Origin of the sequence: Stella humosa, from assembly GCF_006738645.1 — a bacterium.
GTDB lineage: Bacteria > Pseudomonadota > Alphaproteobacteria > ATCC43930 > Allostellaceae > Allostella > Allostella humosa.
This window is the reverse complement of sequence record NZ_AP019700.1, coordinates 4,096,503-4,113,644: the sequence shown is the minus strand read 5'-3', so window position 1 is coordinate 4,113,644 and position 17,142 is coordinate 4,096,503. Positions and strand designations below refer to the sequence as shown.

Below are 17,142 nucleotides of genomic sequence, written 5' to 3'. Positions count from 1 at the left end.
ATATCAGCGGTATGCGACGGACGGGAAGGGGCTACAGCGAGGCGTCGACCGTGGCCCGGGTGAAGGATTCGATATAGTCCATGAGCCGGTCCGAGGCCGCCGCGGCCGCGGCCTCGTCGCCGGCCGCGATCGCCTCGGCACAGGCCCCGTGCAGGCGCGCCGACTGCGGCAGGTCCGCCACCTGGCGATAGTGGTTGTACCAGTAGCGCCGCGACAGCCCGTGCATCAGGGCCATGGCGCCGGCCGCGAACTCGTTGCGGGCTGCCTCCAGCACCAGTCCGTTGAAGGCCTGGTCGAGGCGCATGAAGGCGATGTCGTCCTCGCCCTCGGCCGCCTTGGCCATGCCGGCGGCGATGCTGCGGAACCGCGTGCGCTCGGCGTCGGTGGCGCGCTTGGCCGCCCGGCGCGAGAGCAGCCGCTCCAGCTCCCGCCTGGTCTCGATCAGGCGGAGTTGGGTCAGCGCGTTGATCTCGGACACGACGATGCCGCGGCGCGGCAGGATCAGCACCAGCCGCTCGCGCGCCAGCCGCTGCAAGGCCTCGCGGATGGGCGTGCGGCCGATGCCGAGCTTGCGGCTGAGCTCGGCCTCCGAGACGCCCGACCCGGGGGCGAGCTGGAGGGTCACGATCAACTCCTCCAGCCGCCGGTAGGCGGTCTCCGTCAGGCTCTGGCTGTCGCCGTCCGGTATCGGCTTGGCGCGTGCGGCGGTGTTGCGGGCGGTGGCTCTGGGCGAGATGGAGCGCGTCATCCGGGCGTGAGTAGCATTTTTGGCAGCCATAGGACTACGCCCGGGAAGGCCAGCACGATGGCGAGCGTGACAACCTGCAGCCCGATGAACGGCACGACGCCGCGATACATGTGTCCGGTCGTGATCTCGGGCGGGCTGATGGCGCGGAAATAGAAGATGGCGGGCGCCATCGGCGGCGACAGGTAGCTGGTCTGGATGACGATCAGCAGCGCGATGCAGAACCACACCATGTCGATCCCCTGGCTGGCCAGCAGCGGGCCGAAGATCGGCACCAGGATCAGCACGATCGAGATCCAGTCCAGGAAGAAGCCGGCGATGAAGGCCAGGAAGAGCACGATGCCGAGCAGCCCCCAGGGGCCGAGCGCCATGCTGTTCACCAGTTCCTGGGCCACCGCGATGCCGCCCGCGCCCACGAAGGCGCCGGTCATCATGCTGCCGCCCAGGATGATCGCCATGATCATGGTGGAGATCAGCAGCGTCTTCATGATGGCTTCGTGCAGCACCGCGAAGGTGAAGGTGCGGTAGAAGATGGTCAGCAGCACGGAGCCGGCGGCACCCAGGGCAGCCGCCTCGGTGGGGGCGGCCCAACCCATCATGATCGAGCCCAGGACGGCGAAGATCATGCAGAGCGGCGGCACGAGGGCCACGGCGGTCACCCGCAGCTTTTCGGAAAGCGGCGGGTCGTCGTCGCCGGGCGGGATGCGCGGTCCCATCTCGGGCCGCAGGAAGCACAGCACCAGGATGTAGACGATATAGGCGCCGGCCATGATCAGGCCGGGGAAGATCATGCCGACCAGCAGGTCGCCGACCGAGACGTTGGCGAGCGGCCCCATGATCACGACGACCACCGAGGGCGGGATGATCGTGCCGAGCGAGCCGCCGGCGCAGATGGTGCCGACGATCAGTTCCTTGTTGTAGTGGTAGCGCATCATCACCGGGATCGCGAGCAGGCCGATGACGGTCTCGGTCGCGCCGACGACGCCGCTCGAGGCGGCGAAGATGATGCACATGATGACCGTGCCGACCGCGAGCCCGCCCGGCAGGCGCCGCGTCCACAGGTGGATGGCCTCGAACAGCCGGTTGGCGATGCCGGACCGCTCCATCATCGTGCCCATGAAGACGAACAAGGGCACGGCGGCCAGGACGAAGTTGGAGGCGACGTCCTCGATCTTCTCGGACACCTGGAAGACGAAGTTCCAGCCGAAGGTCCAGGTGCCGAAGACGAAGGCGGTCGCCATCATGGCGAAGGCGACGGGAAAGCCCGCGAACAGCAGGACCAGCAGGAATGGGAACAGCAGCAGGGACGTGTATTCCATCACCGCGCTCCTGGCGCCCGGCCGACGAGGACGAGGATCGCGCGCACGGCCTCGGCGGCGGCCTGGAGGGCCAGCATGGCGAAGCTGACGAAGAAGACCGTGCGAAACGGCCAGAGCGGCGGGTTCCAGGCCGATTGCCCGGTCTTCTCGCCCGAGCGGAAGGCGTGGATGGCGCGGTCGTCGAGCATCGTCGCGACCCAGATCAGGAAGGGCAGCAGCAGGCAGCAATAGCCGATCACGTCGACCAGTGCGCGTTTGCGCGGCGACAGGTTGAGATAGAGCACGTCGATGCGGATGTGGGCGCCCTTGGCCAGGGCGTATGCCATGCCCAGCATCCAGCCGGAACCGGTGAGCAGGTAGGCCAGTTCGTAGGCCCAGATGGTGGGGGCGCCAAAGACGTAGCGTGCCACCACCTCATAGCAGAGGGCGATCACCAGCGGCGCCAGGAGCCAGGCCGCAAGTATCCCCACCGCGGTGCTCAGGCGGTCGATCGCCCGGCAAACGGCATCCATTCGCGCGTCTCCCCCCTAGACGAAGCGGGCGGCCGGTAGGGCCGCCCGCACCGTTTCTACGCCCCCCGGATGGACGTCAGCCTTCCTTGACCATGACCTTGCGCCAGCGGTCCGCACCCTGCCACTGCTTCTCGAACGCAAGCTGGCTGTCGAGCACCTTCTTGAACCAGGCGTTCGTGGCGGCCTGCTTGGCGGCCCATTCGAGCGCCACGCGCTTGGTCTCGTACTGCACCTCGGGGGCCAGCTCGATGATCTCGTTGCCGGCCTTCTTGTAGACCTCGAGGGACTTGGCGTCCTCCTGGCCGATGCGGGTCCAGCTCTCGAAGGTGACCAGCTTGGCGGTCGCCTCGACCATCTTCTGGTCGCGCTCGGACAGCTTGGCCCAGGCCGCCTTGTTGACGCACAGCTCGAAGGGGGCGGTCGGCTGGTGGACGCCCGGGATGATCAGGTACTTGGCGACCTTGTAGAAGCCTGGCGACAGGTTCTCCCACAGCGTGCCCCACTCGGTGGCGTCGATCACGCCGCGCTCGAGGGCCGGATAGATCTCGCCGCCGGCCGTCGTCACCGGCGCTGCCCCCATCTCGCGCGCCATGTCGAGCCAGGCGCCGGCCGAGCGCAGCTTCAGCCCCTTCATGTCGGCGAGGGTGCGCACCGCCTTGCGCGAATGCAGGAACACCTCGGCGGTGCGGATGAAGAGCGGCATCGAAACGATGCCGGCCGTCTCGTCGCGGAACTGGCGCTGCAGGGCGACGCCGCCATCCTCGTAGAGCCAGTGCAGCATGCGTTCGGTGTCGAAGCTGCCGGCATAGCCGCCGAGCAGGCAGGTGGTCGTGTCGGCCCCCCAGTCGTAGCCCATCCAGGTGTGGCCCATCTCGGCGATGCCGTTCTTCACCGTCTCGGGCACCTTGAGCGCATTGCCGAGCGCGCCGCCCGGGAACACCTGCACCTTCACCCGGCCGTCGGTCATGAAGGCGATCTTCTCGGCGAAGGCCTTGGCGCCGATATCCATCAGCGGTCCGCCCGGCCAGGCCGTCGCCATCTTCCAGTTCATCGTCTGCGCGGCCGCCGTGCTGACGATCGCGGGTGCCGCCAGCACGCCCGCGCCCACACCGATGCCGGCCATCGCCTTGCGGCGCGACACTTCCAGCTTGGTCATCTGTCCCCTCCCAAGGATGCGGTCGTCTTTGCGCCGCGTCGCGGTATCGCCGGCTGGCGAGCCGCTGATATATTCGTCGTATGCAGATGGTATCCTATACGCAGCCGCCGCCGTCGCGCAAAGCCCAAGCGCCGCGATCTATCGACGAGGAAGGGCGGCCTCGATATCGTCCGAGGTCAGTTCCCAGGCATTGTCGAGCACGGCCACCACGTCGGCCATGAAATCCTCGTGCAGGGCCAGCGCGCGGGCATCGTCGCCCAGGTGGTCGGCCAGCAGCGCCAGCGCCAATTGCTGGGGTCCTGCCCCCTCGTAGGTCCATTCGAACCCGGCCGGCGACAGCCGGCGCAGGTCGAGCCGGGGGTCGAGCGGCCGGCCATCCACCGTCACCACCGCGCCCGCCAGGCTGCGGCTGCCTTCATAGACCTTCGCCATAGTTCCCCCTCAACGCCCGCGTCCGATGGAGCCCCGCCATGTCCGAACTGCCCAAGGTCCGCGTCACCTTCGAGATCTATCCCGATTCCCTGGATATGCTGGCCGAGGCGGCCAAGCGCTACGGCATGGCCGATCCGTCCAAGGCGCTGCGCTGCCTCCTCGACTATGCCGCCACCGACGGCGACTGGGCGGCGATCTTCGAGGAGGTGCGCTGCCGCCGCTGCGCCTGAGCGCTCGCGGCGGCCGCCACTTCGCCCCCGATCGCTACATGGCGTAGGCGCGGATGGGCTCGTCCTGGCCGTCGCCTTCCTGCTGCTGCAGGGCGAAGATCGAGCGATAGCCGCCCGACCAGTCCGGCGGCAGCAGGCAGGGGCGGGGGTCGTGATGGGCCCAGCGCGCCGGCTGGCCGCGAACGTGGAAATGCTCGTAGCGCGACTTGATCGGGTTGCCGGTGTAGGCCATGGCGTCCGACGCGGCCATCGTCGCCAGCAAGAGCGGCCGGTCGGCCGGCGAATCGTTCACCGCGCTGCCATGCACCGTGCGGCAGTGATGGATGGTGAGCGAGCCCGCCGCCCCGCACAGATAGACGGCCTTCTCGCGCGCGACGCGGGCGAGGTCGGCCTCGCCCAGGCAGCCCGTCCACTGGCCCTTGTCGTTGTACTGGTCGAACAGCGGCCCCTCGTGGCTGCCCGGGATGACGCCCAGCGCGCCATTGTCCATGTCGCAGTCGTAGATGTAGGTGCCGATGGTCAGCAGGCCGTAGTTGGTGTGCGGCCAGAACTGGATGTCCTGGTGCCATTTCACCTCGGTGCCGCCCTCGGCCGATTTGAAGTTGAGCTTGGAGTGGTGGAACTTCACGTCCGGGCCCAGCAGGTCGGCCGCGATGTCGCCGAGGAAGCCCGAGACATAGTTCCAGTAGGCCGGATGGTGGTCGCACGGCGCCGACAGGCGGCGCAGGCGCGGCCGCGCGGCGGAATGGCCGTTCTCGAGGTCCCAGACGGCGTCCGAGCGTGTCACCTTGCGGCTCTTGTCGACCATCTCGGTGGTGGTGCGCCGCAGCTCCTCGACGATCTCCATCGGCACGATGCGGTCCAGCAGCAGGTAGCCGTCGCGGAAATAGCCCTCGCGCTGGGCTTGGCTCAGCTTCCTGGGCGGATGGGACAGGATCTCTTCCGGGGTCATCGGCACGCTCCGCGGGGCGATTGCATATGCCTGATATATTAGATGCGGACGCAGGCGCGTGCAATCGTCGCAGCGCCGCCCGGATTCAGCCGCGCAGGCGCTCCGTCCGCCGGCGCAGCAGCTCGACCACGCCGACCAGCGCCACCGACAGCAGGAACAGCAACGTGGCCGCCGCCGTGATGGTCGGGCTGATCTGCTCGCGCACGCCGTCGAACATCTGCAAGGGCAGGGTGCGCTGCTGCGGCCCGGCCAGGAACAGCGTGACGACGATCTCGTCGAACGAGGTCGCGAACGCGAAGACCGCGCCCGAGACGACGCCCGGCAGGATCAGCGGCAAGGTCACCATGCGGAAGGCCGTCAGCGGCGAGGCGCCGAGACCGAGTGCCGCGCGCGACAGGTTGCGGTCGAAGCCGCGCAGCGTCGCCGACACGGTGATGACGACGAAGGGGGCGCCCAGCAGCGCATGGGCCAGGACCAGCCCGAAATAACCGTTGGTCAGGCCGAGCGGGGCCATCAGCGCATAGAGGCTGCTGCCGATGACGACGACCGGGACGACGACCGGCAGGATGAAGAGGGCGTTCAGCACCTGCCGCGACCGCCGCCCGACATGGTCGAGGCCGAGCGCGGCCGCCGTGCCGAGGGCCGTCGCCAGTACCGTCGCCAACGCGCCGATGAAGGCGCTGTTGCGGCTGGCCGCCAGCCAGCGGGCCGAGCCGAAGAAATCCTCGTACCAGCGCAGCGACCAGCCCGCCATCGGATAGGTCAGGAACGATCCGGCATTGAACGAGAGCGGGATGACCGCCAGCACCGGCAGCAGCAGGAAGGCCAGCACCAGCCCGCAGACCACCCGGAATCCCAGCAGCAGCGCCCGGTCGCCGCGCGGCATCATGGCCCGCTCCCGCTTGACGGTTGCTGCCTCATCGTCCGCCGTCGGCCCGCACGTCGAGCCGGGCATAGGCCAGGTAGAGCAGGCCCGTCGCCAGCAGCAGGATCAGCGAGAGCGCCGCCGCCAAGCCCCAGTTCAGCGTGCGGTTGGTATAGAAGGCGATGAAGTAGCTGATCATCTGGTCGCCGCCACCGCCCACCAGCTCTGGCGTGACGTAGTAGCCGATGGCCGAGATGTAGACGAGCAGGCAGCCCGCCGCGATGCCGGCCCGCGTCTGCGGCAGGTAGACCCGGGCGAACGCCTCCAGCGGCCGGGCGCCCAGCGACATCGCGGCCCGCATCGGCGCCGGCCCGATCCCCTTCATGACGCTGTAGAGCGGCAGGATCATCAGCGGCAGCAGCACATGCACCATGGCGATGATGACGCCGGTGCGGTTGTAGATCAGCTCCAGCGGGCGTTCGACCAGGCCGGTCCAGCGCAGCAGCGTGTTGACCAGCCCGTCGCGCTGCAACAGCACCACCCAGGCCGTCGTGCGCACCAGCACCGAGGTCCAGAACGGGATCAGCACCACGACCAGCAGCAGGTTGGCCCAGCCCGGCGTGGCGCTGGCGATCAGGTAGGCGACGGGATAGCCCAGGACGAGGCACAGCACCGTGACGACGAGGCCGATCCACAAGGTGCGCACGAAGACGGTGACGAAGACCGCCCGCGTCTCCGGCATGGCGACGATGGCGCCCTCGGCGTCGCGTTGCAGGTCGACGGCGGCCAGCAGGAAATAGTCGGTCAGCGGCCCGGCGGCCCGGCGCATCGCGGACCAGGTGGCGCGCTCGCCCCAGCGGGGGTCGAGTGCGGCCAGTGCCCCTAGCGCGTCCTCGGTCGCGGCCGGCGGATTGCGCGCGGTGCGCAGCAGCAGCGAGCGGAAGCCCGCGATGTCGGCATTGAGGCGGGTGGCGGCCGGGCTCAGGCGGTCGCTGCCGCGGGCGGCCTGCAACTCGTCCACGAAGACGCGCGCGGTGGCGGGCGGCGGCAGGTCGACGCCGTCCCAGCGGGCGAGCGCCACGGCCGTGCGGGGAAAGGCGGTCGCGAAATCCGGGTCCTGGACGCTGCGCACCAGCATCAGGCTGATCGGCAGGATGAAGGCACCGGCCGCGAACAGGAACAGCGGCAGCACCAGGAGCCATGCCCCCAGCCGCGGGCGGAACCGGCGGCTGGGGGTCGGCGCTGCGGTCAGGCTCAAGTGGCCTACTTCGAGGCCCAGGCGTTGAATCGCTGGGTAAGCTGCTCGATGTTGTCGACCCAGAACTCCACGTCGAGCGAGCCCGACACGGCGAGGTTGGCCGGGAAGGTGGGCAGGCTGGGAGCGGCCGCGGCGTCGGTCTGCTTGGCTGCTTCCAGGTTGGTCGCACCCTGGAACGACAGCGGCGGTAGCTGCTTCTGGATCTCGGGCCGGGTCATGTACTGGACCATCTTCATGGCGTTGTCGCGGTTGGGCGACCCGCGCAGCACGACCCAATGGTCGATCGCATAGATGCTGCCGTTCCAGACGACCTGGAAGTTGCGCTTGTCGTCGCGCTGGGCGGCGAACATGCGGCTGGTGTAGGAGGCGGCCATGGAGACCTCGCCCGAGGCCATGAGCTGGCCGGGCTGGGCGCCGGCCGTCCACCACACGATGTTGGGCTTCAGCTCGTCCAGCTTCTTGAAGGCGCGCTCGACGCCGGCCGGGGTGCGCAGCACCTTGTAGACGTCGGCCTGCGGCACGCCGTCGGCCATCAGCGCGAATTCGAGGTTGTACTTGGGCCCGCGGCGCATGGTGCGCTTGCCGGGGAACTTCTCGACGTTCCAGAAGTCCGCCCAGGACTTGGGCGCTTCCTTCAGGCGGTCGGCGTTGTAGGCCAGGGCCACCGACCAGACGACGGAGCCGACGCCGCACTCGCTGACGGCCTCCTTCATGAAGGCGCCCTTGCCGCCGAGTGCCGCCCAGTCCGGCTTCTCGTAGAGGCCCTCGTCGCAGCCGATGTGCAGCTCGTCGGATTCGACCTGGATGACGTCCCAGTTGGGCTGGCCCGCCTGCACCTTGGCGCGCAGCACGCCGACGCCGCCCGACCATGAATCCTCCAGCAGCGGGATGCCGGTCGCGGCCGTGAAGGGCCCGTAATAGACCTTCTTCTGGGCCGCCTGGGTGGAGCCGCCCCAGGCCACGACGGTCAGGTCACGGGCGGTCGCGGTCGCCGCCATCCCGGCCACGGCGAGCGCCGCGATGCCGAGCCTCGTCATCATTTGTGCCATCCCTGTCTCCTTCTGTTCGCTCGCCTATCCGGCCATTGGTGCCGGTTGCAGATGGTCCGGGCGCGCGTCGAGCGCCCGGCAGTCGCGGTCGTGCCAGCCGATGCGGATCTCGGTGCCGACGGCAAGCCAGCCCGGGTCGGTGCCGCTCAGCACCTTGGCGAAGAGGGCCTGGCCGGTCGTGGTGACCAGGTGCGCGCGGACATGGTCGCCGTGATAGATCAGCTCCTCGACCCGGGCCGGGGCGGCGTTGGCGGGCGGGGCGTCGGCGGTGCCGGCCAGCACCCGCTCGGGGCGGATCGACAGGGTGGTGCGCTGGCCGGGGGCGAGGCTGGCCACGGCGGTCGCGGCCACCCGCCAGCCGCCGTCCAACTCGACCGCGCAGGTCTGCCCGGTGACGCCCAGGACGGTGCCGCCGAACTGGTTGCTGTCGCCCACGAACTGGGCGACGAAGCTGGTGGCCGGGCGCTCGTACAGTTCCAGCGGCGGCGCCAGCTGCTGCAGGCCGCCATCGCGAAAGACGGCGACCCGGTCCGACATGGTCAGCGCCTCGCCCTGGTCGTGGGTGACGTAGACCAGCGTCACCCCCAGGCGCTCGTGCAGGTGCTTGATCTCGATCTGCATTTGCTCGCGTAGCTGCCGGTCGAGCGCGCCCAGCGGCTCGTCCATCAGCACCAGCGGCGGGTCGAAGACGAGAGCGCGGGCGAGTGCGACCCGCTGCTGCTGCCCGCCCGAAAGCTGGGCCGGCCGGCGGTCGGCCATGCCGCCCAGCCGCACCAGGTCGAGCGCGCGGGCGACCGCCGTCGCTATCTCCGCCCGCGGCTTGCGGCGCACCGTCAGCGGAAAGGCGATGTTCTCGGCCACCGTCATGTGCGGGAAGAGGGCATAGTTCTGGAAGACCATGCCGATGTCGCGGCGGTAGGGCGGCACGTCGTGCAGCGACCGGCCGGCCAAGCTGATCTCGCCCGCCGTCGGGTGTTCGAACCCCGCCAGCATCATCAGCGAGGTGGTCTTGCCCGAGCCCGAGGGGCCGAGGAAGGTCACGAACTCCCCTCGGCGCACCTCGAGGTCGAGGTCGCGGACGGCCCATACGGCCGCCCCGTAGCGTTTCGACACCCGCTGGAAGCGGACGAAGCCGTCCTGGTCGCGCATCTGGCTCGCCCGCATCCTCTCCCTCAGCCGCGGGTCAGGTCGTCGAGCGTGGCATCGAGCGCGCCCTTCAGGCGCGATGCCATCTCGCCCACCTGCTCCTCGGTGATGATGAGCGGCGGCGAGAAGGCGATGCGGTTGCCGACGAAGCGCAGGATCAGGCCGCGCTCGCGGGCATGGGCGTCGATCTTGGCCGGCACGTCCAGCGCCTTGTCGTGGATGGCACGGGTCTCCTTGTCGGCCACGATTTCCAGCCCGCCGATCAGGCCGCAGCCGCGGAACTGGCCGACCAGCGGATGGTCCACCATGTCGCCCAGCAGCTTCAGGAAGGTGGGCTCGATCGCGCGCACATGATCGACCAGGCCGATCTCGTCATAGATCTTCAGCGTCTCGAGCGCGACCGCGGCCGCGACCGGGTGGCCGGCATAGGTGTAGCCATGGACGAAGGCGCCGAGCCGGTCGCTCTGGGTCAGCATCGCCTGGTAGACGCGCTCGTTGATCAGCACGGCCGAGATCGGCTGCATGGCCGCCGACAGGGCCTTGGCGGACGCGATCATGTCGGGCTTCAGGCCGAAGGTCTGGCTGCCCCACATGTTGCCGGTGCGCCCGAAGCCGCAGATCACCTCGTCGGCCACGAAGAGGATGTCGTACTTCTTCAGGACGGCCTGGATCTTCTCGAAGTAGCCGGCCGGCGGCAGGACCGCCCCGCCCGCCCCCATCACCGGCTCGGCCCAGAAGCCGCCCACCGTCTCCGGCCCCTCGGCCAGGATGAGCTGCTCCAGCGCATCGGCCATGCGGGTCGAGAATTCCTCCTCGGTCTCCCCGTCGCGGCCCTGGCGGTAGTAGTGCGGGAACTCGGTGTGCAGGAAGCCCGGCAGCGGCAGGCCGAAGGCGGCGTGGAACTCCGGCTTGCCGGTCAGGCTGACGCTGGCGATGCCCGAGCCGTGATAGGCTTGGCTGCGCGCGATCAGCTTGCGCTTCTCGGGCTTGCCCATGGCGTTCCAGTAGTACCAGACGAGCTTCACGGCGGTGTCGTTCGCCTCGGAGCCGGACGACTGCAGCAGCACCTTCGACATCGGCACCGGGGCGATCGACAGCAGCTTCTCGGCCAGGTCGATCGAGGCCTCGTTCGAGGCGTGGCGATAGAGGTGATAGTAGCCGATGTTCTTCATCGCCTCGTAGGCGACGCGCGCCAGCCGCTCGTTGCCGAAGCCGAGCGAGGCGCACCACAGGCCGGCACCGCCATCCAGGAACGTACGGCCCGAATCGTCGCTGACATAGATGCCGTCGCCGCGCGACATGATCGTCGGGCCGACATCGAGGTGCTTGCGCAGGTTGGTGCCGGGATGGACCAGCGTCGCGATGTCGCGCGCATGCGGGCTGTTGGCGGCGAAATGCGTCATGTCGGAACTCCTGGGGGCCGGATGGGACCGGGGGTGGGCGGCGCCCGGCCCATGGCGTGCAAGCTTACCGGTCGCTGCCGCGCTGCGGTATCGTCATTCGCCATGCGGGCATCGCCGATCGGCAAGGCATGCCCGTTCCCTTTGCCCTCCACCGCGGGTTCCCCAGCCGATGGCGCTGCATCTCGACCTGGTCACCGCCCGCTTCTTCGTCGCCATCGTCGAGGAGGCGAGCATCGCACGGGCGGCCGCGCGCGAGAACATCGCGCCCTCGGCCATCAGCAAGCGCGTGAGCGAGCTGGAGCAGCGCTTCGGCGTCACCCTGCTGCGCCGGCACCATCGCGGCGTCGAGCCGACGCCGGCCGGCGCGGTCCTGCTGCGCCGCGCCCGCGGCCTGCTGCATGAGGCAGCCCAGCTCGAGGTGGAGCTGCGCCAGTTCGCGGCCGGCGAGCGTGGACATATCCGGCTCTTCGCCAACGAGACGGCCATCATCGGCTTCCTGCCGCGGCACCTGGCCCTGTTCACGGCCGCCCACCCGCAGGTGCGCATCGACGTGGCCGAGGCCTTGAGCGAGGACATCGTGCGCGCGGTCGAGGAGAATGCCGGCGACATCGGCATCTTCGACGCCAACGTGCCGAGCCGCGAGCTGTGGGTGCGTGCCTGCTTCACCGACCGGCTGGTGGCGGTGGTGGCGGCCGGCCATCCGCTGGCCCGGCACCCGCGCGTGGCGCTCGACGAACTGCTGGACCACGACCTGATCGGGCAGGAGCGGCGCAGCGCCGTCGGCCTCCTGTTGCAGCGGGGGGCCGCCGCCCTCGGCCGGGTCCCGCGCATCCGCGTGCGGGTCGACGGGTTCGATGCCGTCTGCTGCCTGGTGTCTGAGGGGGTCGGGGCAGGCCTCGTCACGGCGGACTGCGCGGCGATGCTGGCGGACGCGCTGAACCTGGTGGTGGTGCCGCTGGCCGAGCCCTGGGCCGACCGCGAGCATCGCCTGTGCGCGCGCGATCCCGACGACCTGCCGCCGGTGGCGCGCCTGCTCCTGCAGCACCTGGCGGGCGGTGGGTCCGGGGCCGTCGATTGACGCTGCTTCGAGCCGTCCCGTAGTCTCGCGGGCAACGAGCGGGCGACGGTCCCTGCATTGGGGGGCGGACAAGCGCGCTCACCCATGCGGGAGGGACCGAGGATGATGGGCAAGGCCAGGTTGGCGGCTGTGATGGCGGTCGCCATGATGACCGGGACGGCGGGTGCGGCGGCGCAGAGCCCCTTGCCCGACACGATGGTGTGGAGCGCCTACGACGTCGGCTCGACCGGCTATGTCGAGGCGTCTGCCATCGCCGACGCGCTCGGCAAGAAATACGGCACGCGCGTGCGTCTGCAACCTTCGGGCACCTCGATCGGGCGCCTGCTGCCGCTGAAGCAGAAGCGCGTCGCCTATGCCTGGCTTGCCAACGAGCTCTTCTTCGCGGCCGAGGGCCTTTACGAGTTCGGCCAGCCGGACTGGGGCCCGCAGGACCTGCGGGTCATGCTGGGGCGGACCAACGGCTTCAGCGTCGTCGTCACCAAGACCAGCGGCATCCAGTCGGTGTCGGACCTGAAGGGCAAGCGCTTCGCCTTCGTGCCGGCCAACAGCTCGGTCAACATCAAGATCGACGGCATCTTCGCCTTTGCCGGCCTGACCTGGAAGGATGTCCAGGTCGTGCCCTTCGCCAGCTATGCCGCCAGCCTGAAGGCGCTGGTCGAGGGCAAGGCGGACGCGGCCGGGGCCGCCCCCAATGCGGCCGTCCTCTACGAGCTGCAATCCTCGCCCAACGGCATCGGCTGGGTGCCGCTGCCGCCCGACAACAAGGCCGGGTGGGATGCGGCCCAGAAGGCGGTGCCGTTCCTGGAGCCCTTCCGCGACACGGTGGGTGCCGGCATCTCCGAGGCCGCACCCGGCCAGGTCATGGGCTACCGCTACCCGATGGTGACGATCTATGCCGATGCGTCGGGCGACGAGGTCTACAACCTGACCAAGGCGATCATCGACACCTACGACATGTACAAGGACGCCAACCCGGTCATGTCGCGCTGGCACGTGTCGAAGTCGGGCACGCCGCCGATGGATGCCGCCTTCCATGACGGGGCGATCCGGGCCCTGAAGGAAGCGGGCGTGTGGACGGCCGAGACCCAGGCCTGGCAGGACAAGACGCTCGCCCGCCAGAAGACGTTGCAGGCGGCATGGGCCAAGGCGACCGCCGACGCCAAGGCCCAGAACGTGCCCGCCGACGGCTTCGCGAAGTTCTGGGACGGCTATCGCCAGAAGGCGCTCGGCCTCTAGCCAGAACCGACCGCGGTTGCTCCGGAGGACCGGCTGATGCGTCTGCAAGGGGCACCGCGGCTGGCGGTGCTGGTGACCACGGCCGCATTGCTGGCGGTCACCATCGACCACACGATGTCGCTGCGGCTGGCCGGCATCGTGCTGATCGAGAACGCCTACTACTACCTGATCACCGGCGGCTTCCTGGCGGTCGCCTTCCTGGCCTTCCCGGCGCGGCCGGCCGACCGCCAGCGGGTCGGCTGGTACGACTGGGTGCTGGCGGCGGTCGCCGTCGCGACCGGCATCTACCTGGCCGCGCACGGCACCGAGATCACGACCCAGGGCTGGGACCTGGCCGCCCCGCCATTGCCGACGGCGGCCGCGGCCGCGGTCTGCATCCTGGCGCTGGAGGGCATCCGCCGGGTGGGCGGCACGCTGCTGTTCGTCATGGCGGCCGTCTTTGCCTGCTATCCGCTGTTCGCCGGCCATCTGCCCGGCATCTTCTGGGGCGTCGAGCTGGGCGCGGCAGAGACCGTGCGCGCGCACGCGCTGGGGCAGGAGAGCATCATCGGCATCCCGCTGCGCACGGTGGCCGACCTGCTGATCGGCTACCTGCTGTTCGGCGTGGCCCTGGTGGTGACCGGCGGGGCCGATTTCTTCATGGACTTCGCCAACGCGCTGATGGGCCGCACGCGCGGGGGTGCCGCCAAGGTGGCGGTGGTGTCGAGCGGGTTGCAGGGGATGCTGTCGGGCAGCGTCGTCTCCAACGTCATCACGTCGGGCGTCATGACCATCCCGGCGATGCAGCGCACCGGCTACAAGCCGGCCTATGCGGCGGCCGTGGAGGCGGTGGCCTCGACCGGCGGGGCGATCATGCCGCCGGTGATGGGGGCGGCCGCCTTCATCATGGCGAGCTTCCTCAACATGCCCTATGGCGAGATCGCCCTGGCGGCGGCGGCACCCGCCATCCTCTACTACCTGGCGCTGCTGCTGCAATCGGACCTCTACGCCGCCCGCCACGGGCTGGTCGGCCTGTCGCGCGCGGAGGTGCCCAGCCTGTGGGCGACCCTGAAGGACGGCTGGGTCTTCCTCTTCGCCATCGTCGCCATGGCCTATCTGCTGATCGGCATGCAGCTCGAGGTGCTGGCGGCCTTCGCCGCCACGGGCCTGCTGCTGGTGGCGGCCCTGCTGCGGCGGCGCAACCGGCTGAACTGGGCGATGATCGAGGCCTTCATCGTCGAGTCCGGTGTCGCGGTCGGCCAGCTCGTCGCCATCCTGGCCGGCATCGGCTTCATCGTCGGCGCGCTCTCCATCACCGGCGTCGGCACCGCCTTCTCGCGCGAGCTGGTGCAGTATGCCGCCGGCAGCGTGCCGCTGCTGCTGGTCCTGGGCGCCATCACCAGCTTCATCCTCGGCATGGGGATGACGGTCAGCTCCTGCTACATCTTCCTGGCGATCGTGCTGGCGCCGGCCCTGGTGCAGGCGGGCATCCAGCCCTTGGTCGCCCATCTCTTCATCCTCTACTACGGCACCCTCAGCTTCATCACCCCGCCGGTCGCCCTGGCGGCGATCTCGGCCGCCGCCATCAACAATTCCAATGCGATGATGGTCGGCTTCTATTCCATGCGGCTCGGCGTCGTGCTGTTCTTCGTGCCCTTCCTCATCGTCATCGACCCCGCACTGGTCCTGATCGGCACCCCGCAGGAGATTCTGTTCCAGATGGTCAATGCAACCGCCGGCGTCTCGCTGCTGGCCATGGGCTTCGAGGCCTATCTCTACGGCGTCGGCCGCGTCTCGCGGCCGGTGGCGGCCCTTACCATCGCGGCCGGCGCGCTGGTGGTCTTCCCGACCTGGCAGACGACGGCGGTCGGCATCGTGCTGGCGCTGGCGGCCTACGGGCTGGCGATCGGCGCGCGGCGCCGCCTGGCGGAGGCCGCGTGATGGCGCTCGCCCGCAGCGAACGGCCAGCCCCCGGCATCGCCCGCATCCTCCTGGACGACCCGGCCAAGCGCAACGCGCTGTCGGCGGCACTCCGCCAGGCGCTGTCGGTCGAGATCGAGGCGGCGCTCGCCGACCCGGCCGTGCGCGCCATCGTCCTGACCGGGGCCAATGGCGCCTTCTGTGCCGGCGGCGACCTCTCCTCCATGGGCACAATGACGGCCGAGGTGGCGCGCGCCCGCATGAAGGCCAGCCACCGGATGCTGCGCATGCTGGCCGCCGCCGAGAAGCCCATCGTGGCCGCGATCGAGGGGCCGGCGATGGGGGCGGGCGGGCTTGCCCTTTCGCCGACGCCATCGTCATGGGCGAGGGGGCGATGATCGGCTTCCCCTATTTCAAGGTCGGGCTGGTGCCGGACTATGGCCTGTTCCACACCCTGCCGCGTCGGGTGGGCGCCGGCCATGCCGCCCGCCTGTTCAACACCGCGGCCGTGGTGAAGTCGGCCGAGGCGCTGGCGATCGGCCTGGTCGACCGGGTCGTGCCCGATGGCGAGGTGCAGGCGGCCGCCCTGGCCCAGGCGGGGCTGCTGGCGAACCTGCCAGCGGCGGCCTGGGCCATGACCAAGCAGCAGATGGCCCAGATGCCGACCTCGCTGGAGGCGGCACTGGAGATGGAGGCGCTGGCCCAGACGGTGGCCTTCGGCAGCGCCGACCACGCCGAGGGCCGCAGCGCCTTCTTCGAGAAGCGCAAGCCTGTCTTTCGCGCCGACGACGGGGCAGAGCGGTGAGCGACACCGATATCCTCGACCGGGCGATCCTCGACCAGCCGCTGTTCGAGACGCCGATCACGCGCCTCTTCGGCATCCGCCACCCGATCCTCTGCGGCGGGCTGATGTGGCTGGCCGACGCGCGCTATGTCGCGGCCGCGGTCAATGCCGGCGCCATGGGCTTCATCACCGCCCGCACCTTCCCGGACTTCGATGCCTTCCGGGCCGAACTGCGCCTGTGCGCCGAGCTGACCGGCGGCAAGCCCTTCGGCGTCAACCTCTTCATCTCCGGCCGGGCGGAGGAGAACGCGGTCCTCGACCGCTACATCGACATCCTGGCGGACGAGGGCGTGCGCCTGATCGAGACCGCCGGCAACACGCCCGAAGCCTTCCTGCCGAAGCTGAAGGCGGCCGGCTGCATCGTCCTGCACAAGGTCTCGGCCGTGCGCCACGGCCTCCGCGCGGAAAAGGCTGGCGTCGACGCGCTGGCCATCGTCGGCCAGGAATGCGGCGGCCATCCCGGCCTGCATTTCGTCGGCACGATGGTCCAGGGGGCACTCGCCGCCCGGTCGTTCCGGATTCCCTTCGCGCTCGGCGGCGGCATCGGCTGCGGCGAGCAGCTTGTAGGCGCCCTGGGGCTGGGTGCCGACGCGATCGTCATGGGCTCGCGCATGACGGTGGCGAGCGAGGTCTGGGCGCACGCGGACTACAAGCAGAAGGTGCTGGCGACGACGGAGGCGGATTCGCGCCTGGTCATGGCCAGCTTCCGCAACACCTATCGCTGCCTCGACAACACGGCGGCCCGCGCGGTGGCAGAGCTGGAGGCGGCCGGCGAGCGCGATTTCGCGCTCTACATGCCGCACGTCCGCGGCACGAACGCGCGCGACGCCTACACGACCGGCGACTGGGAGCGGGGGATCCTGTCGATGGGCCAGTCGGCGGCGTTCGCGGACGCGATCAAGCCGGTGGCCGACATCCTGGCCGAGATCCTGACGGACGCCGCCCGCGCCCGCGACCGCATGGACCGCCTGCGACCGCCGGCTGGTTAGGGCCTGGCCCGGCGGGTGGGTCCCCGCCC

The 17,142-nt window shown here is 69.8% G+C and carries 16 protein-coding genes and 1 pseudogene; 6 read left to right on the top strand and 11 right to left on the bottom strand.

The window, feature by feature from the left end; genetic code table 11:
- Nucleotides 1-31: 31 nt before the first annotated feature.
- The 5 genes from STVA_RS19320 to STVA_RS19300 form a co-directional block, all read right to left on the bottom strand.
- Nucleotides 32-748, bottom strand: a complete 717-nt coding sequence (locus tag STVA_RS19320; protein ID WP_123693075.1) for a GntR family transcriptional regulator — start codon at nt 746-748, stop codon at nt 32-34.
- Nucleotides 745-2,064 (bottom strand): TRAP transporter large permease, encoded by a 1,320-nt coding sequence (locus STVA_RS19315; protein WP_179955409.1) that lies wholly within the window; start codon nt 2,062-2,064, stop codon nt 745-747. The genes STVA_RS19320 and STVA_RS19315 overlap by 4 nt, the downstream gene beginning before the upstream one ends.
- The gene (locus STVA_RS19310; protein WP_123693079.1) at nt 2,064-2,576 is read right to left on the bottom strand and encodes a TRAP transporter small permease subunit; all 513 of its coding nucleotides are present in this window, start codon (nt 2,574-2,576) and stop codon (nt 2,064-2,066) included. The genes STVA_RS19315 and STVA_RS19310 overlap by 1 nt, the downstream gene beginning before the upstream one ends.
- A 76-nt stretch (nt 2,577-2,652) precedes the next feature.
- A complete protein-coding gene (gene dctP, locus STVA_RS19305) occupies nt 2,653-3,732 on the bottom strand; it encodes a TRAP transporter substrate-binding protein DctP (protein WP_197735685.1) in 1,080 nt (359 codons plus the stop codon).
- Between the two features lie 138 nt (nt 3,733-3,870).
- Nucleotides 3,871-4,164, bottom strand: coding sequence for a DUF6166 domain-containing protein (locus STVA_RS19300; RefSeq protein ID WP_123693081.1), 294 nt, complete (start codon nt 4,162-4,164; stop codon nt 3,871-3,873).
- A 38-nt stretch (nt 4,165-4,202) separates the two neighbouring features.
- Between STVA_RS19300 and STVA_RS19295 the strand changes: the two genes are divergently transcribed.
- Nucleotides 4,203-4,394: a hypothetical protein gene (locus STVA_RS19295; RefSeq protein WP_123693083.1), complete on the top strand. Its 192-nt coding sequence runs from the start codon at nt 4,203-4,205 to the stop codon at nt 4,392-4,394.
- A 34-nt stretch (nt 4,395-4,428) separates the two neighbouring features.
- Here the strand turns inward: STVA_RS19295 and STVA_RS19290 are convergent, their stop codons facing one another.
- From STVA_RS19290 to STVA_RS19265, 6 genes are all read right to left on the bottom strand, one after another.
- Nucleotides 4,429-5,346, bottom strand: coding sequence for a phytanoyl-CoA dioxygenase family protein (locus tag STVA_RS19290; protein WP_123693085.1), 918 nt, complete (start codon nt 5,344-5,346; stop codon nt 4,429-4,431).
- Nucleotides 5,347-5,431: 85 nt separating this feature from the next.
- On the bottom strand, nt 5,432-6,235 hold the full coding sequence (locus STVA_RS19285; protein ID WP_123693875.1) for an ABC transporter permease: 804 nt from the start codon (nt 6,233-6,235) through the stop codon (nt 5,432-5,434).
- Nucleotides 6,236-6,263: 28 nt separating this feature from the next.
- A complete protein-coding gene (locus STVA_RS19280; protein ID WP_123693087.1) occupies nt 6,264-7,469 on the bottom strand; it encodes an ABC transporter permease in 1,206 nt (401 codons plus the stop codon).
- Between the two features lie 5 nt (nt 7,470-7,474).
- Complete coding sequence (locus STVA_RS19275; RefSeq protein ID WP_338069557.1) at nt 7,475-8,509, bottom strand: ABC transporter substrate-binding protein; 1,035 nt, start codon at nt 8,507-8,509, stop codon at nt 7,475-7,477.
- 33 nt (nt 8,510-8,542) lie between these two features.
- The gene (locus STVA_RS19270; RefSeq protein ID WP_123693091.1) at nt 8,543-9,667 is read right to left on the bottom strand and encodes an ABC transporter ATP-binding protein; all 1,125 of its coding nucleotides are present in this window, start codon (nt 9,665-9,667) and stop codon (nt 8,543-8,545) included.
- 23 nt (nt 9,668-9,690) lie between these two features.
- Nucleotides 9,691-11,067: an aminotransferase gene (locus tag STVA_RS19265; protein ID WP_123693093.1), complete on the bottom strand. Its 1,377-nt coding sequence runs from the start codon at nt 11,065-11,067 to the stop codon at nt 9,691-9,693.
- 169 nt (nt 11,068-11,236) lie between these two features.
- On the opposite strand from STVA_RS19265, the gene STVA_RS19260 reads away from it, so the two are divergent.
- From STVA_RS19260 to STVA_RS19235, 5 genes and pseudogenes are all read left to right on the top strand, one after another.
- Nucleotides 11,237-12,145 carry a LysR family transcriptional regulator gene (locus tag STVA_RS19260; RefSeq protein WP_170216616.1) on the top strand — a complete coding sequence of 303 codons (909 nt, stop codon included), beginning with the start codon at nt 11,237-11,239 and terminating at the stop codon, nt 12,143-12,145.
- A 102-nt stretch (nt 12,146-12,247) separates the two neighbouring features.
- Nucleotides 12,248-13,381 (top strand): TAXI family TRAP transporter solute-binding subunit, encoded by a 1,134-nt coding sequence (locus STVA_RS19255; protein WP_123693095.1) that lies wholly within the window; start codon nt 12,248-12,250, stop codon nt 13,379-13,381.
- A 36-nt stretch (nt 13,382-13,417) separates the two neighbouring features.
- Nucleotides 13,418-15,301 (top strand): TRAP transporter permease, encoded by a 1,884-nt coding sequence (locus tag STVA_RS19250; protein WP_123693097.1) that lies wholly within the window; start codon nt 13,418-13,420, stop codon nt 15,299-15,301.
- Nucleotides 15,301-16,085: pseudogene (locus STVA_RS28590) on the top strand (enoyl-CoA hydratase/isomerase family protein). The gene STVA_RS19250 and the pseudogene STVA_RS28590 overlap by 1 nt, the downstream one beginning before the upstream one ends.
- Entirely contained in the window at nt 16,082-17,113 is a 1,032-nt protein-coding gene (locus STVA_RS19235; protein ID WP_197735684.1) for an NAD(P)H-dependent flavin oxidoreductase, read from the top strand. Before STVA_RS28590 ends, STVA_RS19235 begins: the two are co-directional and overlap by 4 nt.
- Nucleotides 17,114-17,142 lie beyond the last annotated feature (29 nt).